At 64.1% G+C, this 26,919-nt stretch carries 30 protein-coding genes; 11 read left to right on the top strand and 19 right to left on the bottom strand.

The annotated features are described in order from the left end of the window. The first annotated feature begins 13 nt into the window (after positions 1–13). Positions 14–778 (top strand): IclR family transcriptional regulator, encoded by a 765-nt coding sequence (locus AB7F10_RS06705; protein ID WP_428559378.1) that lies wholly within the window; start codon positions 14–16, stop codon positions 776–778. A 42-nt stretch (positions 779–820) separates the two neighbouring features. Here AB7F10_RS06705 and AB7F10_RS06700 read toward each other — a convergent pair whose 3' ends face one another. Genes AB7F10_RS06700 through AB7F10_RS06690 form a run of 3 tightly spaced genes read right to left on the bottom strand, consistent with a single transcriptional unit; the run spans position 821 to position 3,433 of the window. Beyond that, the gene (locus AB7F10_RS06700; RefSeq protein ID WP_428559380.1) at positions 821–1,582 is read right to left on the bottom strand and encodes an ABC transporter permease; all 762 of its coding nucleotides are present in this window, start codon (positions 1,580–1,582) and stop codon (positions 821–823) included. After that, positions 1,579–2,385: an ABC transporter ATP-binding protein gene (locus AB7F10_RS06695; RefSeq protein ID WP_428587150.1), complete on the bottom strand. Its 807-nt coding sequence runs from the start codon at positions 2,383–2,385 to the stop codon at positions 1,579–1,581. The genes AB7F10_RS06700 and AB7F10_RS06695 overlap by 4 nt, the downstream gene beginning before the upstream one ends. Before the next feature lie 19 nt (positions 2,386–2,404). Next, positions 2,405–3,433, bottom strand: coding sequence for an ABC transporter substrate-binding protein (locus tag AB7F10_RS06690; protein ID WP_428559382.1), 1,029 nt, complete (start codon positions 3,431–3,433; stop codon positions 2,405–2,407). 170 nt (positions 3,434–3,603) lie between these two features. On the opposite strand from AB7F10_RS06690, the gene AB7F10_RS06685 reads away from it, so the two are divergent. From AB7F10_RS06685 to AB7F10_RS06660, 6 genes are read left to right on the top strand one after another with little or no spacing between them, the layout of a single operon-like run. Further along, positions 3,604–4,344: a GntR family transcriptional regulator gene (locus tag AB7F10_RS06685; RefSeq protein ID WP_428559384.1), complete on the top strand. Its 741-nt coding sequence runs from the start codon at positions 3,604–3,606 to the stop codon at positions 4,342–4,344. Continuing rightward, positions 4,341–4,739 carry a YciI family protein gene (locus tag AB7F10_RS06680; protein WP_428559386.1) on the top strand — a complete coding sequence of 133 codons (399 nt, stop codon included), beginning with the start codon at positions 4,341–4,343 and terminating at the stop codon, positions 4,737–4,739. The genes AB7F10_RS06685 and AB7F10_RS06680 overlap by 4 nt, the downstream gene beginning before the upstream one ends. After that, positions 4,739–5,821 (top strand): Ldh family oxidoreductase, encoded by a 1,083-nt coding sequence (locus tag AB7F10_RS06675; protein WP_428559388.1) that lies wholly within the window; start codon positions 4,739–4,741, stop codon positions 5,819–5,821. The genes AB7F10_RS06680 and AB7F10_RS06675 overlap by 1 nt, the downstream gene beginning before the upstream one ends. Then, complete coding sequence (locus AB7F10_RS06670; RefSeq protein ID WP_428559391.1) at positions 5,814–6,215, top strand: RidA family protein; 402 nt, start codon at positions 5,814–5,816, stop codon at positions 6,213–6,215. Before AB7F10_RS06675 ends, AB7F10_RS06670 begins: the two co-directional genes overlap by 8 nt. A 9-nt stretch (positions 6,216–6,224) precedes the next feature. Continuing rightward, positions 6,225–6,575 (top strand): hypothetical protein, encoded by a 351-nt coding sequence (locus tag AB7F10_RS06665; protein ID WP_428559393.1) that lies wholly within the window; start codon positions 6,225–6,227, stop codon positions 6,573–6,575. A gap of 42 nt (positions 6,576–6,617) precedes the next feature. Further along, positions 6,618–7,019, top strand: a complete 402-nt coding sequence (locus AB7F10_RS06660) for a cupin domain-containing protein (RefSeq protein ID WP_428559395.1) — start codon at positions 6,618–6,620, stop codon at positions 7,017–7,019. A gap of 39 nt (positions 7,020–7,058) precedes the next feature. Here AB7F10_RS06660 and ccoS read toward each other — a convergent pair whose 3' ends face one another. The 9 genes from ccoS to AB7F10_RS06615 all read right to left on the bottom strand — a co-directional run bounded on the left by ccoS (position 7,059) and on the right by AB7F10_RS06615 (position 14,813). Beyond that, positions 7,059–7,199, bottom strand: a complete 141-nt coding sequence (gene ccoS, locus AB7F10_RS06655; RefSeq protein ID WP_428559398.1) for a cbb3-type cytochrome oxidase assembly protein CcoS — start codon at positions 7,197–7,199, stop codon at positions 7,059–7,061. Then, positions 7,196–9,457: a heavy metal translocating P-type ATPase gene (locus tag AB7F10_RS06650; protein ID WP_428559400.1), complete on the bottom strand. Its 2,262-nt coding sequence runs from the start codon at positions 9,455–9,457 to the stop codon at positions 7,196–7,198. Before AB7F10_RS06650 ends, ccoS begins: the two co-directional genes overlap by 4 nt. Beyond that, positions 9,454–10,257 (bottom strand): DUF2189 domain-containing protein, encoded by an 804-nt coding sequence (locus AB7F10_RS06645; RefSeq protein WP_428559403.1) that lies wholly within the window; start codon positions 10,255–10,257, stop codon positions 9,454–9,456. Before AB7F10_RS06645 ends, AB7F10_RS06650 begins: the two co-directional genes overlap by 4 nt. Positions 10,258–10,294: 37 nt before the next feature. Next, complete coding sequence (locus AB7F10_RS06640) at positions 10,295–10,498, bottom strand: hypothetical protein (protein ID WP_428559406.1); 204 nt, start codon at positions 10,496–10,498, stop codon at positions 10,295–10,297. Next, complete coding sequence (ccoP, locus tag AB7F10_RS06635; protein WP_428559408.1) at positions 10,495–11,376, bottom strand: cytochrome-c oxidase, cbb3-type subunit III; 882 nt, start codon at positions 11,374–11,376, stop codon at positions 10,495–10,497. The genes AB7F10_RS06640 and ccoP overlap by 4 nt, the downstream gene beginning before the upstream one ends. Next, positions 11,367–11,537 carry a cbb3-type cytochrome c oxidase subunit 3 gene (locus AB7F10_RS06630; protein WP_428559410.1) on the bottom strand — a complete coding sequence of 57 codons (171 nt, stop codon included), beginning with the start codon at positions 11,535–11,537 and terminating at the stop codon, positions 11,367–11,369. Before AB7F10_RS06630 ends, ccoP begins: the two co-directional genes overlap by 10 nt. Before the next feature lie 3 nt (positions 11,538–11,540). Next, a complete protein-coding gene (gene ccoO, locus AB7F10_RS06625; RefSeq protein WP_428559412.1) occupies positions 11,541–12,272 on the bottom strand; it encodes a cytochrome-c oxidase, cbb3-type subunit II in 732 nt (243 codons plus the stop codon). A 4-nt stretch (positions 12,273–12,276) separates the two neighbouring features. Beyond that, the gene (ccoN, locus tag AB7F10_RS06620) at positions 12,277–13,935 is read right to left on the bottom strand and encodes a cytochrome-c oxidase, cbb3-type subunit I (RefSeq protein WP_428559415.1); all 1,659 of its coding nucleotides are present in this window, start codon (positions 13,933–13,935) and stop codon (positions 12,277–12,279) included. 170 nt (positions 13,936–14,105) lie between these two features. Next, positions 14,106–14,813, bottom strand: coding sequence for an alternative oxidase (locus AB7F10_RS06615; protein ID WP_428559417.1), 708 nt, complete (start codon positions 14,811–14,813; stop codon positions 14,106–14,108). A 101-nt stretch (positions 14,814–14,914) separates the two neighbouring features. Here AB7F10_RS06615 and AB7F10_RS06610 point away from each other — a divergent pair, with 101 nt between their 5' ends. Next, positions 14,915–15,622, top strand: coding sequence for a Crp/Fnr family transcriptional regulator (locus tag AB7F10_RS06610; RefSeq protein ID WP_428559419.1), 708 nt, complete (start codon positions 14,915–14,917; stop codon positions 15,620–15,622). A gap of 75 nt (positions 15,623–15,697) precedes the next feature. Here the strand turns inward: AB7F10_RS06610 and AB7F10_RS06605 are convergent, their stop codons facing one another. The 7 genes from AB7F10_RS06605 to AB7F10_RS06575 form a co-directional block, all read right to left on the bottom strand. After that, positions 15,698–16,663 carry a VOC family protein gene (locus AB7F10_RS06605; RefSeq protein WP_428559422.1) on the bottom strand — a complete coding sequence of 322 codons (966 nt, stop codon included), beginning with the start codon at positions 16,661–16,663 and terminating at the stop codon, positions 15,698–15,700. A 498-nt stretch (positions 16,664–17,161) separates the two neighbouring features. Continuing rightward, on the bottom strand, positions 17,162–18,589 hold the full coding sequence (locus AB7F10_RS06600; protein WP_428559425.1) for an NAD-dependent succinate-semialdehyde dehydrogenase: 1,428 nt from the start codon (positions 18,587–18,589) through the stop codon (positions 17,162–17,164). Positions 18,590–18,661: 72 nt separating this feature from the next. After that, positions 18,662–19,630, bottom strand: a complete 969-nt coding sequence (locus AB7F10_RS06595) for a branched-chain amino acid ABC transporter permease (RefSeq protein ID WP_428559427.1) — start codon at positions 19,628–19,630, stop codon at positions 18,662–18,664. Continuing rightward, positions 19,630–20,517, bottom strand: a complete 888-nt coding sequence (locus tag AB7F10_RS06590) for a branched-chain amino acid ABC transporter permease (protein WP_428559429.1) — start codon at positions 20,515–20,517, stop codon at positions 19,630–19,632. Before AB7F10_RS06590 ends, AB7F10_RS06595 begins: the two co-directional genes overlap by 1 nt. 81 nt (positions 20,518–20,598) lie before the next feature. Beyond that, the gene (locus AB7F10_RS06585) at positions 20,599–21,804 is read right to left on the bottom strand and encodes an ABC transporter substrate-binding protein (RefSeq protein ID WP_428559431.1); all 1,206 of its coding nucleotides are present in this window, start codon (positions 21,802–21,804) and stop codon (positions 20,599–20,601) included. A gap of 45 nt (positions 21,805–21,849) precedes the next feature. Further along, positions 21,850–22,566, bottom strand: a complete 717-nt coding sequence (locus AB7F10_RS06580; protein WP_428559433.1) for an ABC transporter ATP-binding protein — start codon at positions 22,564–22,566, stop codon at positions 21,850–21,852. Next, positions 22,559–23,314, bottom strand: coding sequence for an ABC transporter ATP-binding protein (locus AB7F10_RS06575; protein ID WP_428559436.1), 756 nt, complete (start codon positions 23,312–23,314; stop codon positions 22,559–22,561). The genes AB7F10_RS06580 and AB7F10_RS06575 overlap by 8 nt, the downstream gene beginning before the upstream one ends. A gap of 180 nt (positions 23,315–23,494) precedes the next feature. On the opposite strand from AB7F10_RS06575, the gene AB7F10_RS06570 reads away from it, so the two are divergent. From AB7F10_RS06570 to AB7F10_RS06560, 3 genes are all read left to right on the top strand, one after another. Further along, entirely contained in the window at positions 23,495–24,481 is a 987-nt protein-coding gene (locus AB7F10_RS06570) for an NADPH:quinone oxidoreductase family protein (protein ID WP_428560024.1), read from the top strand. A gap of 95 nt (positions 24,482–24,576) precedes the next feature. Then, positions 24,577–25,707 (top strand): acyl-CoA dehydrogenase family protein, encoded by a 1,131-nt coding sequence (locus tag AB7F10_RS06565; RefSeq protein ID WP_428559439.1) that lies wholly within the window; start codon positions 24,577–24,579, stop codon positions 25,705–25,707. Positions 25,708–25,712: 5 nt separating this feature from the next. Beyond that, positions 25,713–26,846 carry an iron-containing alcohol dehydrogenase gene (locus tag AB7F10_RS06560; RefSeq protein WP_428559441.1) on the top strand — a complete coding sequence of 378 codons (1,134 nt, stop codon included), beginning with the start codon at positions 25,713–25,715 and terminating at the stop codon, positions 26,844–26,846. Positions 26,847–26,919 lie beyond the last annotated feature (73 nt).

Here is a 26,919-nt window from a genome sequence, read left to right as displayed (position 1 = left end):
CAGCAAAAGTTCCGTGCAATCTCTCGGCAAGGCATTCCGGCTGCTCGAAGCCATCGCCGCATCCGATGCCGACCTGACATTGAGCGAGCTTGCCGCCGCGTCCGACCTCGATCCCGGCACAACGCATCGCATGCTGAACACGATGGTCGATCTCGGCTATGTCGCGCGCTCGGATCCCAAGCATTTCGCGCTGACGCTGAAGGTACTCGACCTCGGCTTCCATGCCATCGGACGGCGCGACATTCGCATGCTGGCGCGGCCGATGCTGCGCGCATTGGTCGACGAAACGAACGAAGCGGCAAGCCTCGGCGTGCTCGATGGCGGCGACGTGCTCTACGTCGAGCGCATGCGCGCCGGCATCACGCGACTGGGCGTCGATATCCGCGTGGGCACGCTGATCCCGGCGGCGACCAGTGTGATCGGCTGGGCGATCCTCGCTTTCCTGCCGGACGCCGACCGCATCCGCACGCTCAAGCAGCCGTCGCGGCAGCGCGACTTTCAGGAGATCGCCGCTCCGCCCGATCTCGACAAAAAACTTGCCGCGGTCCGCAAGCAGGGCTTTGCGCTGAGCGGTTCGACGATTTCCACCGTCCTGACCGTTCTCGCTGTCCCGGTCCTCGACCGCGACGGCTATCCGATCGCAGCGCTCAGCGTCGCCGCGCCGACCGTGCGGATGAAGCCGGACGCGCTCGCAAGCCGTGGCCTCAAGCCTCTGCTGAATGCCGCGGACCTGATTGCGCGCGGCCTGGAGGCGAGCGGCGGCGCCGTCCCCGAATAGAGTCACTCTTCGGAACGGACGAGTACGGGGGGATATTTTCGCTCAGTGGCCGGAACCGGACCACGGCATGATGAGCCGTTCGGCGACGACCACGGCGGCAAACAGCAGGATACCGAGCACGCTCAACCACACCAGCGCCGCCCAGGCGAGCGGGCTGTCGAGCTGCGAGTTCGCCGCGAGAAGCAGATTGCCGAGACCGTTGACCGAACCGACGAACTCACCGATCACCGCGCCGATCACGGCGAGCGTCACCGCCACCTTGGCGCCGGCAAAGACGAACGGCAGCGCGGCGGGAAACTGCACCTTCAGGAAAATTTGCAGCCGCGAGGCGCGCAGCGAGCGCGCCAGTTCCAGGAGACCCGGCGGCGTCGCCCGCATGCCTGCCGCGGTGTCCACCACCATCGGAAAGAACGCGACGAGAAACGCTATCACCAGCTTCGACTGCATGCCGAGACCGAACCACACCAGCACGATCGGCGCGATGGCAACCTTCGGCACCGACTGCGTCGCGATCAGGATGGGATAGAGCGTCAGATTGAGAATGCGCGAATTGGCGACGCAGACAGCGATCGGGATGCCGATCACCACCGCGAGTGCAAAGCCCAGCAGGCTTTCGAAGAACGTCGGCCAGGTTTCGACCAGCAGGATGCGCCAGTTGGCGACCGATGCGTGATAGATGTCGGACGGGCTCGGCAATACGATCCGGCTGATGCCGAAGGCCCAGGTGTAAAGCTCCCACGCGATCAGGATGACGGCGACGCCAGCCAGCGGATAGATGGTGTTCTCGATCCTGCGCAGCATCATCGGGCAATCCCGAGCGCACGGCCCGCCCTGTGCTCGAGCTCGGTGAAGTGCGCGGAATAGCGGATTTCCGCCGAGCGCGGATAAGGCAGATCGACCTCGATGTAGTCCGCGATCACCGCGGGCCGCCTACTGAATACGACAACCGCATCGGAGATGTAGATCGCCTCGCTGATGCTGTGGGTGACGAACAGAGTCGTCGCACCGGTGCGCTCGCGGATGTCGAGCAGCAGATCCTGCATTTCCATGCGCGTCAGCTCATCGAGCGCGCCGAACGGCTCGTCCATCAGGAGAAGTTTCGGTTCGTGGATCAATGCACGACAGAGCGCGGCACGCTGCTGCATGCCGCCCGATAACTGCGAGGGATAAGCGCGATCGAAGCCTTCGAGGCCGACCTGCGCCAGCAGCGTCTGCGCCCGCTGCTTCGCCGCCGAGCCGGTGCGGCCGAGAATCTCCATGGGGAACAGCACGTTATCGAGGATCGTCCGCCACGGCATCAGGTTCGCCTGCTGGAACACCACGCCGAAATCCTCGTGCGGCTCGGTCACATCCCGGCCACCGATCTGGATGGTGCCGCTCGTTGCGCCAATCAGCCCGCCGACAATCTTCAGAAACGTGGTCTTGCCGCAGCCGCTCGGGCCAAGCAGCGTCACCAGCTGCCGCTCCTTCAGATCGAACGTGATGTTATCGATCGCGACGAGCGGCGGCTCCTTGGCGCGCCCGAAGGACTGATGGACGTCCTTGAAGTGCCCAAACGGAACAGGGGCGGCGCTCGTCCGCCCCTGTGTGCTGTTTGCAGGTTCGATCTGAATGGGTCGCGTCCTCTCAGGGTTTGATGGCCGGCGACGGCAGGAAGCCGGTGGCGTAGAGGTCAGCCGGAGCCGGCGCCTTGCCGGTGACGCCGATATATTTGACGACGAAATCGACATTCGCCTTCATCTTCGCCGGGTCGAACCAGCCGAAGCCGTTCTTTTTGGTGTCGTCGGTGACCGCGAGATCGCCGACCACGCCAAGCTCGGCCACGATCACATCCGGCTTGAGCGAGGGAACGTATTTGATCTGCTCGGCTGCCGCCTTCTCCGGATTGGCCAGCGCGAACTTCCAGCCCTTCAGGGCGGCGCGTACGAAGCGCTTCACCACATCGCCGTTTTTGGCGAGATAGTCCTCGGTGGCGGCGATGCCGTTCGAATAAAGCTGCAGGCCGTGGTCCGCCAGCAGAAGCGTCCGCAGTTCCGCGTTCTTGGCTTTCGCGCCGCCGCTGAGACCGGGCTTCGACATGACGAAGAATTCGATCGCAGGAACCTGTCCCGCGAGCAGCATCGAGGCGCGCGCCGGCGGCGCGACATTCGAAATCGTGAGCTTCGCCGGATCGAGCCCCTTCTGCGCCATGAAGCCCTGGATGATCTTCGGCGTCGAGCTGCCCGCACCGCTGCCGAGCGTCAAACCCTCCAGCTGCTTGGGCTGAGTGACATTGGCGCCGGTGCTGAGGCTGAAGATCGCATAAGGCGCCTTCTGGTAGTTCACCGCGACCATCTTGATCTTGGAGCCGTTGCTGCGCGCGAGCACGAGGCTCGGCACGTCGACGAAACCGATATTGGCGGTGCCGGATTCAACCGCCTGGATCACCTGCGCGGTGCCCTGGCTCGGGATGATGCTGACGTCGAGGCCCTCATCCTTGAAGTAGCCCTCGGCGAGCGCGGCATACCACGGCGCATGGCGGCCGAGCGGAATGAAGTCGAGCGAGAACACCACTTTCGTCAGCGGTTTTGCGTCCTGCGCCGAGGCCGGAGCGGCCGCGACGGTATACGAGACGATCCCAAGCGACACTGCAGCGATACGAATCCACGCGCTCATACCCCAACCTCCCCTGTTGCACGGCGCGGCGTACGGCGTCCGCGATGCCCGTCATCGTGCAATGCGAGTTTCGGGACGTCAATAGATTTTCGAAAATCCATTTGATTATCGGGAGTCGCTCGGCTATCTCCAAATGCCGCATTCCTGCGCGCCGGGAGATCCGTTGGCCCATGCCGACTTCGCTTGAGACGACCTCGCTCGCCCGCTCCGACGCCGCGACGACGCTGAATTCCGCCGCGCTCGCGCGGTTGCGGTCCGACATCCTCAACTGCCGGCTGATGCCGAACGAGCGGCTTCGCGTCGAGGCGCTGCGCGAGCATTACGGCGTCAGCACCAGCCCGATCCGCGAGGCGCTGATGCGACTCGAGGCCGAGGGCCTCGTCGTACTGGAAGAAAACAAGGGCTTCCGGGTCTCCGACGTCTCGCTCGACAATCTCACGGACCTGATGACCACGCGCATCGAGATCGAAGGGGTCGCGCTGCGCTGGTCGCTGAAGAATGGCGGCGTCGACTGGGAGGCGAACCTCGTGAGCGCCTTCCATCGGCTGTCGCGGCAGGAGAAATTCGAAGGCCCGCGCACGATCAGCGAGACTTGGAGCAAGGAGCACGAGAGCTTCCATGCGGCGCTGGTCGCCGCCTGCGGCGCGCCGACGCTGATGTCGATCCGCTCCCGCCTGTTCGAACAGGCGGAACGCTATGTCGCGCTGTCGATTATGGCCAACGCACCCTCGCGCGACGACGTCTCCGAGCACAAGCAGTTGATGCGCGCGGCGCTGAGCCGCGACGTCGGCAAGACGCTCGAACTCAACCGCCTCCATATCACCCGGACGCTCGACAAGGTTGCGGCCTCGCTCGCGGACCGCAAACGGCCTGCCGAACTTCGAGTCGTCAACAGGAAACCGGCAAAATGACCGAAACCATCCAGACCTGGCGGCAACGGATCGACAATGCGCGGGCGGAAGGCCTCGCCGCACGCGAATACTTCATCTGCTTCACGGAGCCGAAGCAGGACCGCCTCGCCGTGCAGCGCCATCTCGGCATTCATCTCGAATATCAGCGCGACCTGGAAAAGCGCGGCATCATCGTCGCCGCTGGCCCTCTCTCCGACGAGAAAGGCGAGGAATGGACCGGCAAAGGCATGATCGTCTATCGCGCCAAGGATATCGCAGAGGCGCGCAAAATCGCCGACGCAGATCCGATGCATCGCGATGGGGTTCGCACCTACAAGATCATCCCCTGGCTGATGAACGAAGGCAGCTTCACGCTGTCGGTGAAGATCGCTGCCCAGAAGATCGAGTACGCGTGATGTCCGAACAGGCCCGGCGGATTCCGGCCGACGACTTGCGCGCCTTTATGGCGCAGCTGTTCCACGCCGCCGGCGCGCCGCAGGGCGCGGCCGAGGTCGTGGCCGACGGGCTGGTCGAGGCCGATCTGATGGGGCTGCGCTCGCACGGCGTGATGCTCGCCGACATGTATATCGAGCGGCTGCGCAAGGGCTCCGTCTCGCGTGGGGAAAGCGCAACGGTGGTGTCGAACCGCCACGGCGCCGTGGTGCTCGATGCCGGGCACGCGCTCGGTCATGTCACCGGCGCGCGGGCCATGGACATGGCGATTGCGAAAGCGCGCGAGTTCGCCGCCGGCATCGTCACCGTACGCCACGGCTTCCATTTCGGCGCGGCCGGCCGTTATGCCCGGCAGGCGGCCGAGGCCGGCTGCATCGGCATCGCGATGTGCAACACGCGCCCCCTGATGCCTGCCCCCGGCGGAGCGGAACGCGCCGTCGGCAACAATCCGATTGCGATCGCGGTGCCGACCGACGGCGACATTCCGATCGTTCTGGACATGGCGACCAGCGAAGCGGCCATGGGCAAGATTCGCATGGCGGAGAAAGCCGGCGAAGCTATTCCGGAATCCTGGGCCGTCACCGCGCGCGGCACGCCGACCACCGATCCCGCCGAAGCCATCAAGGGCATGCTGCTGCCGTCCGGCGGCGCAAAGGGCTTCGGCCTCTCCTTCATGATCGACCTCCTGTGCGGATTGCTAGCGCAGGGCGCTACGGGTCCGCAGGTGCAGCCGCTCTACGGCGACTTCGCCACGCCTTATGACTGCTCACACCTGTTCATCGCCGCTGATGTCGCGCATTTCTGCGACCTCGCGGTGTTCCGGCAGCAGGCCGCGGCCGCAGCCGAACGCATCCGTACCGGTGCACGCGCGCCCGGCGTCACGGGCCTGTTCGCGCCCGGTGAGATCGAGTGGCGGCGCCAGCAGGACGCCGACGGCGTCGTCACGCTCGACGAACCGGTCGCCACGATGCTCGCCCGCTATGCCGGCGAACTCGGCGTCACCGCCCCCTTCCATGAGTCCACGCGAGAGAAACGCCATGCCTAAGACCCAGATCAGCAGCCCGAAGCTCCGCCAACCGCCCGGCGTCTTCTCGCACGCAACCGCCATCGAGGCGACCGGCCGCCTCGTCTTCATCTCCGGCATGACGGCGCGCTGCGCCGACGGCAGCATCGCCGGGATCGGCGATATTTCGGCGCAGACCCGGCAGGTCTGCGAGAACCTGAAAGCCGCGGTCGAAGCCGCCGGCGGCACGATGGACGACATCTGCCGCGTCGACGTCTTCGTCCGCAACATCGAGCAGTTCGACGCCATCCACAAAGTGCGCGCCGAATATTTCAAGGCGCCGCTGCCCGCCTCGACCATGGTCGAGGTCGCCAAGATGGTGTCCCCAGACTACCTGATCGAGATCAATGCCATCGCCGTTCTTCCGAACGCATAGGAGGCGCGCATGGACGACAAATACGGGTTGAAAGCAGCAGCTGCGCGCCGCATCGCGCTGCGCGAGATCGGCGACAAGGTGCTGCTCGAAAACGAGCACATTCGCATGTGGGAGGTGCGGCTCGAGCCGGGCCAAACGCTCGGCTTCCACATTCACTACCACCCCTATGCGGTGCTCTCATTGAGCGGCGGCGAGAACGAGATCGAAACCATTTCGGGCAGGAAGATCACCGTGCAGGAGCCGGCCGGCTCCTACACCTTCATCGACGAGATGCGCGAAGTGCACCAACTCACCAACAAGTCGAACGTCGTCTATCTGTCGCGACTGATCGAGATAAAGTCCGTCACCTGGACGGTCTGACGCCTTATTCCCGCGTTCGCAAGCCTAGATAAGGACATGACGATGACCCAGATGCCCGCCGGCGCACCGAGCCTCGATGAAATCCTCATCCAGTCCAACGGCGTTCCCTGGCGCGAAAAATCGCTGAAGGGCGTTCATGAGAAGATGCTGTGGCGGAACGAGGAAACCGGCGCCTCGATCGCACTCATCAAGTTTGACAAGGGCGCCGGCATCCCGAAGCCGCACTACCACTCGTCGAACCAGTTCATGTTCTGCCTGCAGGGCAAGTACGAATACACCTCGACCGGCGTCACCCTGACGCCCGGCTGCTTCTACTGCAACCCGAAGGGCAACGTACACGGCCCCGCGATCGCGCACGAAGAAACGGTGATCGTCGAAATCTACGACGGTCCGCATTATCCGCACAAGCCGGACTGGTACGCCGACGAGCAGGACGCCCACTAGCGCTCCGCGAAGCCGGCGAATTTGCGCGCGCAAGCGGACTTAATCATCCTCGAACAGAATGCGCTCTGCGGCGCCATCGAGATCGTCGTACTGGCCCGACCGCAGGCACCACATGAAGGCGCCGAGCGCGACCGCGCCAAGCCCAAGTGCAATGGGGATCAGGTAGAAATAATCGATCACCGATGCCCCTCTACGGCGGCGATAGCCAGCGAAACAACGCCGCGTTTCACCGGCACAGCCGCCTTCCGGATACCGCGCAAGCGCAGCGCGTTTGCGACAACCAGGATGGAGGATCCCGACATCGCGAGCGCGGCGATCAGCGGCGTCACTTCGCCGGCAACGGCAACCGGCACTGCAACGATATTGTAGGCGACCGCGAGCACGAGATTCTGGCGGACCAGCCGGCCAGCCTGCCTGGCTATCGAGATGGCCTGAGGCACCGCGATGAGGCTCTCGCGCAGGAAGACGAGATCGGCGGCGTTGCGGCCGATGTCCGCCGCGCTTGCTGGCGCCATCGAGACATGCGCGGCGGCGAGCGCCGGCGCGTCGTTGAGCCCGTCCCCCACCATCAGCACCTTGCGGCCCGTGGCGGCGCGCGCCGCAATGTGGGCGACCTTGCCGCCCGGCGAAACGCGCGCGGCATGACCAACACCAAGGACGGCGGCGATGCTTCCCACAGCCTTCTCATGATCGCCGGACAGCACCTCGGCCGCGATGCCCATGGCGGCGAGCGCCGATACCGCGGCCCGCGCGTCGCCACGCAGCCTGTCTTCGAAGCGGAATGCAGAAAGCAACTGCCCGTCTCGCGCCAACACGACATTGGCGGACGCTGCCGCCGCGGATGATGCATCGTTCAGCGCCCAGTCCGGGCGGCCGAGCCGGTAGACCGTCGTGCCGCTCGCAGCTTCGAGGCCGCAACCGGGGTGTTCGCTGACGCTATCGAATGTCCGCGCAAGGCCTGCCCCGCCGGCCGCGGCGACGAGCGCCAGCGAATAAGGATGCCGCGAATGCAAAGCAATCGCCGCCGCGACGCCGAGCGTCTCGGCAGTGTGCCCGTCGGCATCGACCAGCCGGGGACGGCCCAGCGTCAGTGTGCCCGTCTTGTCGAACATCACGGTATCGGCCTCGGCGAGCCGCTCCAGCGCGCCGCCGTCCTTGATCATGATGCCATTCTCGAACAGCCGCCGCGCAGCCGCGACCTGCACCATCGGCACTGCGAGGCCGAGCGCACAGGGACAGGTAATGATGAGCACGGCGATTGCGATCGTGACAGAGCGATGCAGGTCGCCGGTCGCCACCATCCAGCCGAGGAAGGTCGCAAGCGCGGTGAGATGCACGACCGGCGCATAGAGCCGCGCGGCTCGATCGGCAATCCGCCGATGCAGCGAGCGGCCGGCTTCGGCAGCCTCCATCATCCGCATCATCTCGGCGAGGAACGAGTCCTTCGCCGCCGCCGTCGCGACAACGGTGAGCGGCCCGGTGAGGTTCAGCGTACCGGCCTGCAGCAGCGTGCCCTCGCCGGCCGGCTGCGGCAGGCTCTCGCCGGTGACCAGCGAGCAGTCGATCTCCGAGCGGCCGCTCGCGACGCGCGCGTCGACCGGCACACGCTCGCCGGCGGCCAGCAGCAACGACATGCCGGGCACGATCTCCTCGAGCGGGCGGTAGGTCTGCGTGCCGTCCGCCTCCAGCACCAGCGCGCCGCGCGCGGCAAGGCGCGCGAGCCCGGCGACGGCGACGCGGGCGCGTTCGCGCATCATGTGGTCGAGCGTGCGGCCGATCAGCAGAAAGAACAGCAGCATGGTCGCCGCATCGAAATAGGCATGTGGCCCGTGAACGATCGATTCATAAAGGCTGAGACCGAACGCGAGCAGAACGCCGATCGAGATCGGGACGTCCATGTTGGTGCGGCCGTGGCGCACCGCGTTCCACGCCGAACGGAAGAAGATGCGGCCAGAATAAACCAGCGCCGGCAGCGCGATCAGCGCGGACAAGCCGTGAAACAGGTCGCGCGTTTCGCCCTCCGCGCCGGACCACACCGCGACCGACAGCAGCATGATGTTGCTCGCGGCAAACCCGGCCACCGCCAGCGCAAGCACCAACTCGGTAAGCGCGCGATCCTTCCCTTCCGCCGCGGCATCGCAAAGATGTGCCTCGTAGCCGATGGCCTGCAGCGTCTCGATCAGCGGCGGTGGGTTGTCGCCACGCCAGCGCACCGCGACACGCTTCGTCGAGAGATTGACCCGCGCCTGCTCGACGCCCGGCAGCCGGGCGAGCGCATTCTCGACGCGACGCATGCAGGCGCCACAATGGATATCCGGCACGGAGAGATCGGTCTGCCGGCGCCCGTCATCAACCGCGCGGCTCGCGAGCCGGATCTCCTCGCCGGCGGCTTCACGCGCGGCCAAACCGATGTCCGGGCCGGCCGCACAGCAGCTCATGACCGCCCCTCGGACGAAGGACGGATGGCGCGATAGGCGTGCCAGGTGCCGTGACCGAGCACCGGGAACGCGACGATCAGGCCGACGAGGCCGGTCGCAAGCGACAGCAGGAACAACACAAGCACGATGATGCCCCAGGTCAGCATCGCCGGAAGATTGTTCCAGGTATAAGCCACGCTCGAGCCCATCGCGGTCAACGCATCGATGCGCTCGTTGAGCAGCATCGGGATCGACACCGCGCTGATCGCGAAGGAGAACGCCGCGAACAGCGCGCCGACCGCGCTGCCGACCACCAGCATGGCCCACCCGACCGGCGTGGTGAAAAGCATCGGCGCGATGTGATCGAGACCGGGGAACGGCCGCAGACCGAAGAACAGGGCGTAGATGATCACGGCGGCGCGCATCCACAGCAGCATCAACAGGCACAGCAGAACGCCGGTGAACAGCACCTGCCCGTTGGACGCGGGCTTGACGAAGATCATCCTCGCAAGACTGACCGGCTCACCGGCCGCGAGCCGCCGGCTCTTTTCATAAAGGCCGATCGCGAGCAGCGGGCCGACCACCATGAAGCCCGCAAATGCCGGAAACAGGATGTAATCGAGGCCGAAAGCGAATAGTCCGGTGACAATCGCGGCAGACACCGCGAAGACCAGCAGGCCATAGCTGAGGCTCGCGGCCGGATGCGTCACGAAATCGCGCCAGCCGGCGGCGAGCCAGCCGAACGCGGCCGACGCCGGGAGATTCCGGGTCCAGGCTTTCTCTCGCGGGACGGGCGGCAGAACCGCCGGAATGGTGGTCATGCCTGCCTCCGCTGTACGAAACACCAAACGATCGACATCATTTCACCGTGCATGATGACACCGCCGCGCGAAAACTGTCGGCGCCGCCGTCGCTCTGCCGCAGATGCGGCACGCAGCCGGGCTGTGAAGCGGTCGCGACATAGACGAGATGCCAGTTGGCGGCGGCTATGAGCGCAAGTCCGGCGCCGACCGCGAGCCGGACCGCCGTCTTGCGTCCGAACAATGCCGCCATCGCGTTCATGGTTTCACCGCGCGCAGGTCGACGAGATAAAGCGTGAGGATCTTCCGGTCGAGCGCCGACAGACGGCTCTCCCAGCTCGGCATGAGACCTTGCCGGCCGCCCCACACGGTCGCGTAGATCGAACCCTCGTCGCCGCCATAGAGCCAGACGTTATCGGTCAGGTCCGGCGCCCCGAGTTCGGGATTTCCCTTGCCCTCGTCGCCGTGACAGGAAGCGCAATTGGCGGCGAACACCGCCCGCCCCGCCTCTACCGCCTTGGCCTGCATCCCGCCGACGGCAACCGCCGCGGAAAGCGATCGCACGTAGGCGACGACATTATCGATGTCGTTGCGCTTGAGAACCTGATCGCGACCGAATGCGAGCATCTGCGAGCTGCGCGCGTTGGCATGCCCCGAATTCACGCCGACGCGGATCGTTTCGGCGATTTTCTCGGGGCTGCCACCCCAGAGCCAGGCCGACGTCGTGAGATTGGGGAAGCCCTTGCTTCCCTTCGCATTGGTGCCGTGGCAGGCCGCGCAGTTGTCGCCGAACAGCGTGCGGCCGGTTTCTCGCACGACCTTCATCAGCCCGGCGTCGGCGCGGATCTGATTGAAGCTCTCCGCCTCGATGCGTTTGGTCCACGCGCTGCGCTCGAGCGCCGCCTCCTGCAGCGACTGCGTGACGATTTCACGCTGATCGATGCCGAGAAGACCTTTGGTAAAGCTGACGCCCAGCGGCCAGGCCGGCATGAGAATCCAGTAGCCGACGGAGAACAGAAAGGTCGTGATGAGAAAGAAATAGACTGCGCGCGGCACCGGCGTGTTGAGTTCGGTGATGCCGTTCCACTCATGGCCGGTCGTCAGGTAGCCGGTATGCGGGTCGCGTTCTTCTACCGCCACGGCCGGTCCTCCTCGCGCAGGATCGATGTGGCAGCCTCGTCGAAGCGAGCCTTGTTCGACGGCCAATAGACATAGACAAGAACGGCCGCCGAGAGCGCCAGCAGATAGAACAGGCCGAACGATTTGGAAAACCAGACCGTAATGTCGTGGGTAAGATCCATGATCTAGTCCTTCGCCGCGGTCACGGGCTTGTGCGCGGCATCGGTCAGGCGCCCGAGAATCTGAAGATAGGACACCAGCGCATCCATTTCGGTCAGCCGTTCCGGCTCGCCGTCAAAGACACGCACGGTGGTGGCTTTGCCGTAACGCTCGGCGACACCTTCGGCGCCGGGCGAGTCCGGCGTTGCCTGGCCGTAGGCATCCACCGCAGCATTGGCGATCATGGCGTCGGTGTAAGGCACGCCGACCGCACGCTGCGCCTTCAAATGCGCGCCGAGATCGGACGTCTTCAACTCGTTGCGGGCGAGCCAGGCATAGGCCGGCATCACCGATTCCGGCACGACGTCGCGCGGGTTCTTCAGGTGAATGACGTGCCACGCGTCGGAGTATTTTTCGCCGAGCCGCGCCAGATCAGGACCGGTGCGCTTGGAGCCCCACAGCATCGGGTGATCGTATTTCGATTCCACCGCGAGCGAATAAGGCCCATAGCGCTCAACCTCGTCGCGCAGCGTGCGGATCATCTGCGAATGGCACGCGTAACAACCTTCGCGGATATAGATGTTGCGGCCGGCCAGTTCGAGCGGCGTGTAGAGCCGCATATCCGGAGCCTTTTCGACCGTCTGATGGATGGTGAACAGCGGCGCGATCTCGACGATGCCGCCGATCGAAGCGACGCCGATGATGGCGAGCACGAGTCCGATCGCCTTGCGTTCCAGCCGGTAATGATATCCGAACACGGCGCTATTCTCCCGGCTGCAGCGCGGGTGTGCCCGCAAGGACGGAGTCGGGACGGCCGGACACCGGTTCATCGGCCGCGCGCGGCGCGGTGCGGATCGTCATCCAGATGTTGTAGCAGCCGATCAGCGCGCCGAGCAGGAACAACAGGCCGCCGATCGCACGCGCGATGTAATACGGGTGCATCGCCACCAGCGAGTCGACGAACGAGTAAGCGAGCGTTCCGCTCTCGTTATAGGTCCGCCACATCAGCCCCTGGATGATGCCGGAATTCCACATCGCGAAGACGTAGATGATGGTGCCGGCGACCGCGAGCCAGAAATGCGCCTCGACGAGCCTCGCCGAATACATCGCTTCGCGCTTCCACAGCCACGGCACCGAGGCGTAGATCGAGCCGAAGGTGATCATCGCCACCCAGCCGAGCGCGCCGGCATGAACGTGGCCGACGGTCCAGTCGGTGTAATGCGACAGCGAATTGACCGAACGGATCGCCATGAACGAGCCCTCGAACGTCGAGAGGCCATAGAACACCGCGGCGACCATCATGAAGCGCAACGTGGCGTCGTCGCGCACCTTGTCCCAGGCGCCGTTAAGCGTCAGCAGCGCATTGGCGGCGGAGGCCCAGGACGGCACCAGCAGCATCACCGAGAAGGTCATGCCGAGCGTCTGCACCCAATGCGGCAACGCCGTGTAGTGCAGGTGATGCGAGCCGGCCCACATGTAGAAGAATGTGATGCCCCAGAAGCTGATGATCGACATCCGGTAGGAAAAGATCGGCCGGCCGGCGCGCTTGGGCAGGTAGTAATACATCATGCCGAGGAAGCCGGCGGTGAGGAAGAACGCGACCGCGTTGTGGCCGTACCACCACTGTGTCATCGCATCCTGTACGCCGGAGAACAGCGAATAGCTTTTCATACCGGCGAAGGACACCGGCACAGCGAGATTGTTGACGATGTGCAGAACTGCCACGACCAGAATAAAGGCCATGTAGTACCAGTTGGCGACGTAGATGTGCGGTTCCTTGCGGCGAGCCAGCGTCCGCAGATAGATCGAGAAATAGACGACCCACACCACGACGAGCCAGATGTCGGCGTACCACTCCGGCTCGGCATATTCCTTCGACTGGGTGATGCCGGCGAGATAGCCGGTCACGGCAAGGATGCAGAACAGGTTGTAGCCGTAGACGACGAACCACGGGCTCAACTGGTCGGGTAGCCGCGCCCGCGAGGTGCGCTGGAGAACATAGAGTGACGTCGCGATCAGCGCGTTGCCGCCGAAGCCGAAGATCACCGCGGTGGTGTGAACCGGCCGGATGCGGCCGAAGCTCGACCAGGCGGCGTCGAAGGTGAGATCGGGATTGACCAGCAGCCACGCGACCCAGTCGCCGACGAACAGGCCAATGACCGCCCAGATCATCGCGATGACGATGCCGGCCTTGGTCGGATCGTCGTAGTAGCGCTCGAGTCGCTCGGGGGTGGGCGCGGGCTGGTAATAGACGGAGATCAGGCCGAAGATTCCGGCGAGCGCAGCGACGAGGACAATCGCGCCCTGCCCGCCGAACGGGTCGTCATACCCTGCCGCAGCCATCGCCAGGCCCACAACGGCCAGCACGACGAGCATGGCCAGCGCGGCCTGCCGTTCACCGATTGTCAGTTGTCCAAGCATGTCGTCCCGGCCGTGTTTGCGGTTTAAGCGTCCGCATCTGATCGATTACGGGAGCCAACGCACCGCGACGTTGATCCAGCGCAAACTGCCCGCTTCGCGGGATGAACTACAGTTAACATATTGATATTACTTCATAATACGACAACAATGATGCTGCGGAAAATTGCCGTTCAAGAGGCGTCCAGCCGCTTCTCGTCAAGGCCGATGCTTGAGCCGGCGTCGAGATCGGTGGCCGGCAAATCCGGCAGCAGCTTGCCGGCGACCAGCGCATCCGCGAACGCATGCTGGATGTCCCGGTGGATCGCCTCGTCCGCGCGCATGGAGACGAGCATCTCGCTGATTTTGGCCTGCGGCGACAGATGCCAGTAGTCGATGGCAAAGGCCGGCGCCTCGATGTCGGTTTGGACGCCCGACTCGAGATCTTCGAGATAGCGCGTGTAACCCTGGATCGCCTGTTCGGACATGTAGCCGGCGACGCGGTAGGCGGTGCGCGGGCTCAAGAGATGCAGCAGGAAATACGAATTGTAGAACGCCCCTTGCGCCAGCACGATCAGGAAGCGTTGCCAGCCGCTCGGACGCGCGATGGCGACGAATGACATCAGATGGGCGCGCTGGTTCTCCGCTTCCACCATCAGGGTCCGGATCCAGCCGTGATCGTCGACCATCCGGCGCAGGCAGCGCAGGTGGAGCAGCGTCGCCGAGACCATCGCCGGCACCGCCGCAACCGTCTCAAGCACCACCGCGCGGTTGCCGTAGCGCTTGCTGAACAGAACCGACGCGACCGTGGACAACCCGCCGACAAGGCGGAACGCAAAGCGATCCGCCATTGTCACGGGTACATGATGCCGCACCAGATCGGTTTTGTTGACAGTCAACATGGCAGACAGTCTTTACAGTCTTTGACGCTCCCGTCGATGACGCATGCTAGTATGCCGGAGGCCGCGACGCCAGAAACGCGGACGGGTGTGCGAAAGTATCGATGGAACGGCAGGCGGAATTCGATCTTCAGATCCTCGCGCGGACCGAACTGTTTCGCGGCGCAGACAACCGCATCCTGATCGAGGCCCGCGACGCCGCCTTCAAGAAGCGGTTGGCAGCCGGCGACGTGCTGTTCAGCCAGGGCGACCCCACTTCCGCGACCTATATCGTCGTCGTCGGCCGGCTACGCGCCACACAGACGACAGCGGACGGGCAACAGATCATCATCCGCTACCTCGGCCCCGGCGAGTTCGTCGGCTTCATGGCCTTGTCCAGCGGCGCGAACCATCCAGGCTCCGCGATCGCGGTCGAGGAAACCCATCTGATGGGCTGGAGCGCCGGCACGATCCGGACGCTGATGGAGAAGCATTCCAGCATCGCTCTGAATGCGCTTGCCGCGCTCGGCACCCGTTATCATGAGATGCAGATACGGCTGCGCGAAATTGCGACCGAGCGCGTCGAGCAGCGGATCGCCCATGCAATCCTCCGGCTCGCCAAGCATGCCGGCCGCACGACGCCGAACGGCATTGAAATATCGATCCCGCTGTCACGCCAGGATCTCGCTGAAATGTCGGGAACGACGCTGCATACCGTCAGCCGCGTGCTGAGCGCCTGGGAAAGCGTGGGCCTCGTCGACACCGGACGCCGCCGCGTCATGGTGCGCAAGAGCGATGCGCTGGAAGGCATTGCCGCCGCCGCGCCGGCGTGACGTCTCCACGCCGCCGGGCCGCGAAGACGGCGGTGGCAAAAGCCGACCGCCGCTCACGACCGAAGGGAACGGCTATCAGTTCTCGCCCGCCTCACGGTTGAGCACGAACTCACGCGGCACCTCCGGCCCCCACAGATAGAAAGAGTCTTCCGGCTTGTGATCGGCGGAAGGCCAGCGATCTTCCTTGGGGATGTAGTCGATATCGCAGGAATACTCGGAGAAGCTGCCCCACGGGTCCATGACATAGTGGAAGTAGTTGGAGCCGAGCACATGGCGGCCAAGGCCCCAGCCTTTCTGCCATCCCTTGTCGGCCATGCGCATGGCGCCGACGCCGATATCGTTGACGCTCGAAACGTCCCAGCTGCAATGGTGGAACCCGGGCGCGGATGATTTCACCAGAGCCAGCAGGTGGTGGTCGCTGCCATGAATTCCATGCATGAACGCCACCAGATCCGAGGCGCGATCCGACAGCCGCAGGCCGAGCGTGTTCTCGTAAAACTTGATCGAGCCGAGCACGTCGCTCGTAAAGATGAGCACATGCGACAGACGTCGCGGGCGCACCAGCGGCGACTTCTCGCGCACCGTTGCCGCCGCCTTGCCAGGGCCGACCGTGACCCACTCGCTCTGCGCCTTCTGATCCGGCGACACCTTCGGCGCGACCTTGATCTCCATCAGGACGCCTTCGAGGTTACGGAACCAGAAACCGTTGCTTTCGAAGCCCGGCGGCGGATCGACCAGCTTGATCCCCTGCCCCTCGATGCGCTTCTTCAGCCGGTCGATATCTTCGGCATAGCAGCCGAACGACAGGTGATGCATGCGCTTTTCTTTCGCGCCTTCGATCACCGATCCCCAGCCATGGTCGTGCCCGAAGGTCTTGAGCAACAGCCTGTTGTCCACGCGCGGCACGTCCAGGCCGAAATTCGTGTAGAAGTCCTGAGCGACGCTGGCGTCAGGAACCTGCAGGACGAACTGATCGAGGGAATGCACGCCGAACTCGTCGGCGCTGGCGGTCGGGGCCACATAGCCGTGAATAGCCGTCATGATCTACCTCCTCCTCGTCCGTAGGCTGAACGCCAGCCTCATCGCGAATTCATTCCTGCCGGCAGACTTTATCTGACTTCCGAGCGCCTTCCAGCGGGAGATTCAGGCCGGCTCGCTTGCAACCGCGGTTGCGTGCCGAGACCCTAACATCAAACGTTGATCTGGCACCGGTGCTCGCGCAATGCGACCCGACCCTGGTCCGGAGCGCATTCCGATATTTGCACGGAGGCTTTCGGCTTTTTTGGACGGTCGGCTGGAATAATATGGTCGCTGCCGGACCGGCTGGCTGGCGAGGCAGTGCGGATCGAACCAGTCTCCGTTCATCATTCCCTGCAACAGGGAATTTAACAGGGATTTTCGCAACCAAGCGGCCATTTCCGGAGAAAATGGAGCAGAGGCGTTTACGAATTCAGTGCTTTAGCTCAAAATTCCCTAAGCCGAGAACAGCGAATTTCAGATACGAAACAGCGAACGGTAAAATAAGATCAGCAATCCCAGTTAAGCCTGCGAGATGAACTTGGTGTTCATGTAGGCCTGCAGGCCCTCGATGCCGCCTTCGGAGCCGTAGCCCGACTCCTTGATGCCGCCGAACGGCGTCTCCGGCGTCGAGATGGCGACGCTGTTGACGCCCACCATGCCGGACTGGATGGCGTCACCGATGGCGGTCGCGGTCGCGCCCGACGAGGTGAAGGCATAGGCCGCGAGCCCGAACGGCAGCGCGTTGGCGCGCTCCACCACTTCGTCGAAGGTCTTGAACGGCACGATCGGCGCCAAGGGCCCGAACGGCTCCTCGGTCATGACCTTCGCGTCGTCCGGCACGTCGGTGATTACCGTCGGCTGGAAGAAGAAGCCCTGGTTGCCGTGACGCGAGCCGCCGGCGGCGATCTTGCCGCCGCGGCCCTTGGCGTCGTTGACGAAGGACTCCATCGCGTCGAGCCGGCGCGGATTGGCGAGCGGGCCCATGGTGGTGCCCTTCTCCAGGCCGTCGCCGAGCTTGATGTTCTTGGCGTATTCGGTGAAGCGCGCGACGAACTTGCTGTAGCTCGCCTCCTGCACATAGAAGCGCGTCGGCGAGATGCAGACCTGGCCCGCGTTGCGATATTTGAACGCGGCGATGGTATCAGCCGCCTTCTCCGGATCGGCGTCGGCGAAGACGACGACCGGCGAATGGCCGCCAAGCTCCATGGTCGCCTTCTTCATGCCCTTGGCGGCCAGCCCCGCGAGATGCTTGCCGACCGGGATCGAGCCGGTGAAGGAAATCTTCTTCACCAGCGGCGACGGAATGAGGTGCTCGGACACCTCGGCCGGCACGCCGAACACGAGATTGAGCACGCCCGCCGGCACGCCGGCGTCGGCGAAGCACTTCACCAGTTCGAAGCAGCCGCCCGGCGTCTCTTCCGAGGCCTTGATGATGATCGAGCAGCCGGCCGCCAGCGCGCCGGCGATCTTGCGCACGGGCGTGAGCGTCGGGAAGTTCCACGGCGTGAACGCCGCCACCACGCCGACCGGCTCCTGCAGCACGATCTGGCGCACGCCCTTCTGCCGGCCCGGCACGATGCGGCCGTAGGCGCGGCGGCCTTCCTCGGCGTACCAGTCGATGATGTCGGCGGAGGTCAAAACCTCGATGCGCGACTCGGCGAAAACCTTGCCCTGCTCCAGCGTCTGCACGGTGGCGACGCGCTCGGCGCGCTCGCGCAGCAGGTCGGCGGCCTTGCGCATGATCTTGGCGCGGTCGTAGGCCGACATGGCCTTCCAGACCAGGAAGCCCTTCTGGGCGGCTTCCAGCGCGGCGTCGAGGTCGGCCTTGCTGGCGTGCGGCAGCGAGCCGAGCGCCTTGCCGGTCGCAGGGTTGATCACATCCTCGCCCTTGCGGCCTGCGCCGTTAAGCCATTTTCCGTCGATGAAAAGAGAAAGCTCGGTGTACATGCGAGAATTCCGTTTTGACCGCGATATCCTGTGTTCCGATCGGTCTTCTGAAAGACCTCGATAACGGGAGTTTCAGAGCTTAATACGTAGCTTGTGAGCGATTTCACCGACGATGCCACGGCGGAACAGGAGCACGCAGGCGACGAAGATGACGCCCTGGATCACCAGCACCCATTCGCCGACGGCGGCGAGCTTGAACTGCATCAGCAGGATGACGAAGGAACCGACCACCGGCCCGAAGATGGTGCCCAGCCCCCCGACCAGGGTCATCAGCACCACCTCGCCCGACATCGGCCAGTTGACGTCGGTGAGCGAGGCCAGCTGCAGCACGATCGCCTTGGTGGCGCCGGCAAGCCCGGCCAGCGTCGCCGACAGCACGAAGGCGACCAGCTTGTAGCGGTCGGTCTTGTAGCCGAGCGAGATCGCGCGCGTCTCGTTCTCGCGGATGGCCTTCAGCACCTCACCGAATGGCGAGTGGATGATGCGGTAGATGAACAGGAAGCCGCCGAGGAAGATCGCCAGCACGACGACGTACATCGTCATCTCATTGCGCAGGTCGATGAGGCCGAACAGATAGCCGCGCGGCACCGCCTGGATGCCGTCCTCGCCGCCGGTGAACTTGGCCTGCAGCGCGAAGAAATACATCATCTGCGCCAGCGCCAGCGTGATCATGGCGAAGTAGATGCCCTGGCGGCGGATGGCGAGTGCGCCGGCAACCAGGCCGCAGAAGGCCGCCATCGCGGTGCCGGCCAGAATGGCGAGCTCCGGCGTCAGCCCCCAGACCTTGGCGGCATGCGCCGAGATGTAGCTTGCCCAGCCGAAATAGAGCGCATGGCCGAACGACAGGAGGCCGACATAACCGATCAGCAGGTTGAAGGCGCAGGCGAACAACGCAAAGCACATCGCCTGCATCAGGAACAAGGGATAGGTGAAGAACGGCGCCGCGATCAGCCCGGCGACCATCGCGACGAAAACAATGGCCTGGGCCTGCGTGCGCCAGAGCGACGGCTTGCCGGCGAGCGGATCGACCACGCGTTCCATCACGCCCTCCGTCCGAACAGGCCGGCCGGGCGGACCAGCAGCACGATCGCCATGATGACGAAGATCACCGTGTTGGACGCCTCGGGAAAGAACACCTTGGTCAGCCCCTCGATGACGCCGAGGCCGAAGCCGGTGACGATGGCGCCCAGGATCGAGCCCATGCCGCCGATCACCACGACCGCGAAGACGACGATGATCAATTCGGAGCCCATCTGCGGCGAGACGTTATAGATCGGCGCCGCCATCACCCCGGCGAAGGCGGCAAGCGCGACGCCGAAGCCATAAGTGAGCGTGATCATGCGCGGCACGTTGATGCCGAAGGCGCGCACCAGCGTCGGGTTCTCGGTGGCGGCGCGCAAATAGGCGCCGAGCCGCGTCCACTCGATGACGAACCAAGTGCCGAGGCAAATGCCGAGCGAGGCGACGATCACCCAGGCGCGGTAGTTGGGCAGGAACATGAAGCCGAGATTCTGCCCGCCGCGCAGCGAGTCCGGCAGCGTGTAAGGCAGGCCGGCCGAGCCGAACTTGTTGCGCGCCAAGCCTTCGAAGATCAGCGCCAGGCCGAAGGTGAGCAGAAGGCCGTAGAGATGGTCCAGCTTGTACAGCCGTTGCAGGAACAGCCGCTCGACGATGACGCCAGTGATGCCGACCAGGATCGGCGCGACGATCAGCGCCGGCCAGTAGCCGAGGCCGGTATATTGCAGTAGTAGATAGGCCGCGAAGGCGCCCATCATGTACTGGGCGCCGTGGCTGAAATTGATGATGTTGAGCATGCCGAAAATGACCGCCAGCCCGAGGCTGAGCAGCGCATAGAACGAGCCGTTGATCAGGCCGATGAGCAACTGGCCGAACAAAGCGGTCGAAGGAATGCCGAAGATTTCCAACATGCGTGGTTTTCTGCGCTCGGGTCCCGGATCAGCGGTGCGTCATTTCATGCCGCACCGCGTCCGGGACACGCTTCGCGTGGCTCAGCCCTTCGCCAGCGGGCAGTTGCCTTCGTTGAGCGGACGGAAGGCTTCTTCCGCCGGGATGGTGGCGCGCACCTTGTAGAAGTCGCCGGGGTACTTGGACTCCGACGGCGCCTTCACCTCGAACAGATAAGCCGGATGCACCTTGCGGCCGTCGGCGCGAACCGTGCCCTTGCCGAACAGCACGTCGTCGGTCGGCGTCTTCTTCATCTGCTCGACCACCGCCTTGCCGTCGGCGGCACTCTTCACCGCGGCGACAGACTTGAGGTAGTGGGTCAGGCCCGAATAAACGCCGGCGTGCACCATGGTCGGGAACTTGCCCGCTCGTTCCTGCTGCCAGCGCTTGGTCCAGGCGCGGTTGGTGTCGTTCATGTCCCAGTACCAGGTTTCCGTCAGTGTCAGGCCCTGGGCGTTCTGCAACCCGAGTGCATTCACGTCGCTCGCGAACACCAGGAGACCGGCGAACTTCTGGCCGCCCTTGACGATGCCGAACTCGGCGCCCGCCTTGATCGAGTTGATGGTGTCGCCGCCGGCGTTGGCGAGGCCGACTACCTTGGCTTTCGACGACTGCGCCTGCAGCAGGAAGGATGAGAAGTCGTTGGTGTTGAGCGGGTGACGCACCTTGCCGACCACCTTGCCGCCGTTCTTCTCTACCGCCGCCATGGTGTCACGCTCGAGCGCATGGCCGAAGGCGTAGTCGGCGGTGAGGAAGAACCAGGTGTCGCCGCCGGTCTTCGCCAGCGCCTTGCCGGTGCCGTTGGCGAGCATCCAGGTGTCGTAGGTCCAATGGATGGTGTTGGCGGTGCACTTCGGACCGGTGAGGTCGGAGGCCGCGGCGCCGGAGACGATGAACACCTTGTTCTTGGTGGTGGTGATCTGGCTGACGGCCAGCGCCACGCCGGAGTTCGGCGTGTCGATGATCATGTCGACCTTGTCGACGTCGAACCACTGGTTGGCGATCTGCGAGCCGATGTCGGGCTTGTTCTGGTGGTCGCCGGAGACCAGCTCGACCTTCACGTTGGGATTGGCCTTGGTGAAGTCGGCGATCGCCAGCTTGGCGGCGGCGACCGAGCCGGGGCCGCTAAGATCGGCATAGAGACTCGACATATCTGTCAGTACGCCAATCTTGACGTTGAGTTGCTGCGCCTGCGCCGATGTGCAGGCGAGCGCGGTAGCCAGTGCTGCCAAACTTATCACGCGATTCATCTTGATCTTCCTCCTTGATGTCGTGCCGAGTGGCACGCTTATTTTTCAGACGCCGAGATAGTCATGAAGCTTCTCGACATTGGCATCCAGTTCGCTGTTGGCGAACTGGTCGATGATGCGGCCGTGCTCCATCACGTAGTAGCGGTCGGCCACGGTCGAGGCGAAGCGGAAGTTCTGCTCGACCAAGAGAATGGTGAAGCCCTGCTCTTTCAGCGCGCGGATGGTCTTGCCGATCTGCTGGATGATGACGGGGGCCAGTCCCTCGGTCGGCTCGTCGAGCAGCAGGAGCCGCGCGCCGGTGCGCAGGATGCGGCCGATCGCCAGCATCTGCTGCTCGCCGCCGGACAATTTGGTGCCCTGGCTGGAACCGAGCCGCTCCTTCAGGTTCGGGAACAGCTCGAAGATGCGCTCGAGCGACAAGCCGCCCGGCTTCACCGCCGGCGGCAAGAGCAGGTTCTCCTCGACGCTGAGGCTGGCGAACACGCCGCGCTCCTCGGGACAGAAGGCGATGCCGGCGCGCGCGATCTGGTCGGAGGTGCGGGCGATGAGCTCGTGGCCCTCGTAGCGCACCGAGCCGGTGCGGTTGCCGACGATGCCCATGATCGACTTCAGCGTGGTCGTCTTGCCGGCGCCGTTGCGGCCGAGCAGCGTGACCACCTCGCCTTCGCGCACGTCGAAAGCGACGCCGTGCAATATGTGCGACTCGCCGTACCAGGCTTGCAAGTCGTTGACCGCGAGCAGCGGGGCGGTGACGTCAAGCATGCCCCACCCCCATGTAGGCCTCGCGCACTTCGGCGTTGGTCGACACGCTGTCGTAGTCGCCTTCGGCCAGGACGCGGCCGCGCGTGAGCACGGTGATGTGGTCGGAGAGATCGGCGACGACCGAAAGGTTGTGCTCGACCATCAGCACGGTGCGGTCGGCGGCGACGCGCTTGATGAGCTGCGCGATGCGGTCGATGTCCTCGTGGCCCATGCCGGCGGTCGGCTCGTCGAGCAGCAGCATCTCGGGATCGAGCGCCAGCGTGGTGGCGATCTCGAGCGCGCGCTTGCGGCCATAAGGCAGTTCCACCGCGACCCAGTCGGCGAAAGACGACAGCCCGACATCGGCGATCAGCGCCATGGCGCGCTCGTTGAAAGTGTCGAGCACCGCGGTCGAGCGCCAGAAATCGAACGAGCCGCCGCGCGCGCGCTGCAAGGCGATGCGCACGTTCTCCAGGACGCTCATGTGCGGGAACACCGCCGATATCTGGAACGAGCGCACCAGTCCGAGCCGCGCCACGTCGGCCGGCTGCATGGCGGTGATGTCCTCGCCCTTGAAAAGGATGCGGCCGCGCGTGGGCTGAAGGAACTTGGTGAGCAGATTGAAGCAGGTGGTCTTGCCGGCGCCGTTCGGGCCGATCAGGGCATGAATGGTGCCGCGGCGAACCTGCAGGTCGACGCCGTTGACGGCGACAAAGCCGGCGAAGTCCTTGGTCAGGCCGCCGGCTTCAAGAATGATATCATTACGCATTGACGCGCCGCTTCCTCATGACACGACTTGCCATCTGTCGGCGAAAACGATCGTTTGCCCTTGTCCCAAGTTTTGCTCGGCAGCCCGATCACGATTTTCGCGCACTGGCATATTGTTGAGGCCCATGTTACATACCAGTCGGTCAGTATGCAAATGCGTTTTTGTAGCCGCGGGAAACTGATGAAGGCCGTTCTTTGCACCCGTCTTGGCGGTCCTGACGATCTCGAGGTCGCCGACCTGCCGGCGCCAACACCGCGGCCCGGCGAAGTCGTCGTGGCCGTCAAGGCAGCGGCACTCAATTTCTCCGATACGCTGCTCATTACGGGGAAATATCAGATCAAGCCGGAGCTTCCGTTTTCGCCCTGCGGCGAATTCGCCGGCGTTGCGGACCAGATCGGCGGAGGCGTCACACACGTTCAACCCGGCGACCGTGTCGCGGGCTTTTGTGGGTTCGGTGCGGCATGTGAGCGCATCGCGGTCGACGCCGCGCGGCTGGTAAAGCTGCCCGACTCTCTCGATTTCGACCGCGCCGCCGGTATTCCGGTGACGTACGGCACCTCGCTCTATGCGCTCAAGGACCGCAGCCGGCTCAAAAAGGACGAGACGCTCGTGGTGCTCGGTGCTTCGGGCGGCGCCGGGTTATCCGCGGTGGAGGTCGGCAAGCTGATGGGTGCGCGGGTTATCGCCTGCGCGTCCTCCGACGAGAAGCTTGCGCTGGCGCACAAGCATGGCGCGGACGATTTGGTAAATTATGCCCAGGAGGACCTGAGACAGGCATTGCGCCGATTAACCGGCGAGCGCGGCGTCGATATAGTCTACGATCCAGTCGGCATTGCCTACGCCGAGCCAACCTTGCGTTGTATGGCCTGGGGTGGCCGGTTTGCGGTTGTCGGCTTTGCCGGCGGGGAAATTCCGAGGTTTCCAGCCAACATCATCCTGCTGAAGAACTGCGATGTCGTCGGTGTGAATTTCGGCGGATGGGTGAACCGTGAACCCGATCGTTACCGTGCCAATCTATCGACGCTTATGTCGTGGTGTGCCGGCGGCAGGATTTCGGCGCATGTCGATGCGGTGTTTCCGCTGGAAGGCATCGAGCAAGCGATGAGACTGATGACCGGCCGGAAGGCGAAGGGAAAGCTGATCCTGCGGCCGAAAGGCGAGAACTGACCTTCCCAAATTAACGAGCTTCCATACCATACGGATAGTATGTTACTTCTTTCCGGGAAGCGGAGCGTCACCAGCAAGATCGACGAGGTGCGATGATGAATGACAGTGAGATTTACGAGGACTTCCGGAAAAATGTCCGGCGTCTTGCCACCGAGAAAATTGAGCCGCACGCGCGTGCTTACGATGAAGAGGCACGTTTTCCCGAAGAATCGCTGAAGGCATTCAAAGAACTCGGCCTCGTCGGCCTGGCGTTCGAGGAGGCGATCGGCGGGCAGGACGGCGATGTGCTCATCCAGTCGATCGCGCTCGAAGAGCTCGGCCGCGTCTGCGCTTCGTCCTCGCTCACCTTGATGGTCATCTGGGCTGGATCAGTGCCGATCGCGAAGCACGGGTCGGAGAGACTGCGCGAAGAGGTCATTCGGCCCGCCACAAAGGGCGATACCGTCTTTTCGATATGCCTGACGGAGCCGCAGACCGGCTCCAACCTGTTCGCTCTCAAGACGCGCGCAGAGAAGGACGGGAACGAGTGGGTTCTCAAGGGGCAAAAGCGCTTCATCAGCAATGCGACGCGATCGGACTGGTATACCGTGCTGGCACGCACCGGCGAAAAAACGTTCGGCCTGTTTGCCGTGCACAAGGACGATCCGGGCCTCTCGTTCGGAAAGAAGGAAAAGAAGCTCGGAATTCGCGGCAGCCCGACGGCCGACGTGATCTTCGACAATTGCCGCATTCCCGAATATCGCTGCGTAGGCGATCCGGCGAAGGGCTACAACTACATCACCGATTCCCTATCGTACACCCGCATCCTGATCGGCGCTCAGGCGCTCGGGATCGCACAAGGCGCGTTCGAGGCGGCGGTAAAATATACCACCGGCCGCGAGCAGTTCGGACAGGTGGTATCGCGCTTCCAGATGATCCGCGGCATTGTCGCCGATCTGGCCACCAAGATCGAAGCATCTCGCTCACTGCTCTACCGCGCGGCACACGCGCTCTCAGCGAAGGATCCGGCCGCTCGTTCGCTCGCCTCCATGGCGAAGTTGCTGTGTAGCGACATGGCGATGGAGGTGACGACCCAGGCGGTGCAACTCCATGGCGGCGCCGGTTACACCTGTGATTTCCCGGTCGAGCGGATGATGCGGGATGCCAAGATCACGCAAATCTACGAAGGGACGAACGAGATCCAGCGGCTGATCATCGCCAAGCATGTCTATGACGGATTGGAATAGAGACCATGAGCCTCATCACCTATTTGACCAGAATTCAATTCGATGCCGGCGCCGTCAAAACGATTGCCGATGAACTGCGGCTGCTCTCCGTCAAGCGTCCGCTTATCGTAACGGATAAGGGGCTCGTTGCGGCCGGGCTGGTCGAACATGTGATCAATGCTGGTGGGCTGCCGGGTGAACCGCCAGTTTATGACGGAACGCCGGAAAACCCGACTGAAGCAGCCTCTCTGGAAGCGCGCGACCTGTTCCGCGCCGCTTCGTGCGATTCGATCGTCGCGCTTGGCGGCGGCTCGCCGCTGGACCTTGCCAAGGCCGTCGCCCTGCTGGTCACTCATCCGGAGCCGCTGGCGCAATATGCGGTGATCCTGGGCGGATTGGACAAAATCACGGCGCGCAAGCCGCCGGTCATCGCCGTCCCCACCACGGCGGGCACCGGCAGCGAGGTCGGGCGCGCGGCGCTCATTACGCTCAACGACGGCCGCAAGCTCGGCTTTATCTCGCCGCACATGATCCCGAACGTCGCCATCTGCGACCCGGAGCTGACGCTCGGGTTGCCGCCGCTGCTCACGGCCGCGACCGGCATGGACGCCGTGACCCACTGCATCGAGACCTATTTGAGCCCTCGCTACAATCCGCCCGCCGATGCCATCGCGCTCGACGGGCTTAGCCGCGCCGCTCGCTTCATCAGAAAGGCAACGCATAACGGCAAAGATATCGAGGCCAGGACCGAGATGATGATGGCCGCGCTGCAGGGCGGCATGACCTTCCAGAAGGGCCTGGGCGCTGTCCACGCCATGTCGCACGCGCTCGGAGGTTTGTCCTCGCCGCGATTGCATCATGGCACGCTGAACGCGGTCATCCTGCCGGCCGTGCTCCGCTTCAACGCGCCGTCCAACGACGCCAAGTATCGCGCCCTGAAGGCCGCCATGGGGTTGCCGGACGGCGCCGACCTGTCCGCGGAAATCGTCAAGCTGAATAGCGATTTAGGCCTGCCCAAAAGTCTCTCCGCCATGGGCCTGACCCCGTCTCACACGGCGGCTAAGCTTGCCGACACGGTGAACGATCATTCGTCGGCCACCAACCCGCGGCCTGCCAGCGCCCAGGACTACGAACGCCTTTTCGCCGAGGCCATGGCCTAGCCGTGACAAATTTCGTCCGACTTAAACAGTAGTTCTGCGTTCCACATACCCCGATGGGTTAATGACGCCGCTG

The organism is Pseudolabrys sp., assembly GCF_050250095.1.
Taxonomy (GTDB): Bacteria; Pseudomonadota; Alphaproteobacteria; order Rhizobiales; family Xanthobacteraceae; genus Pseudolabrys.
The sequence above is the reverse complement of the archived record's forward strand: the minus strand, read 5'-3'. Positions and strand labels throughout refer to the sequence as shown.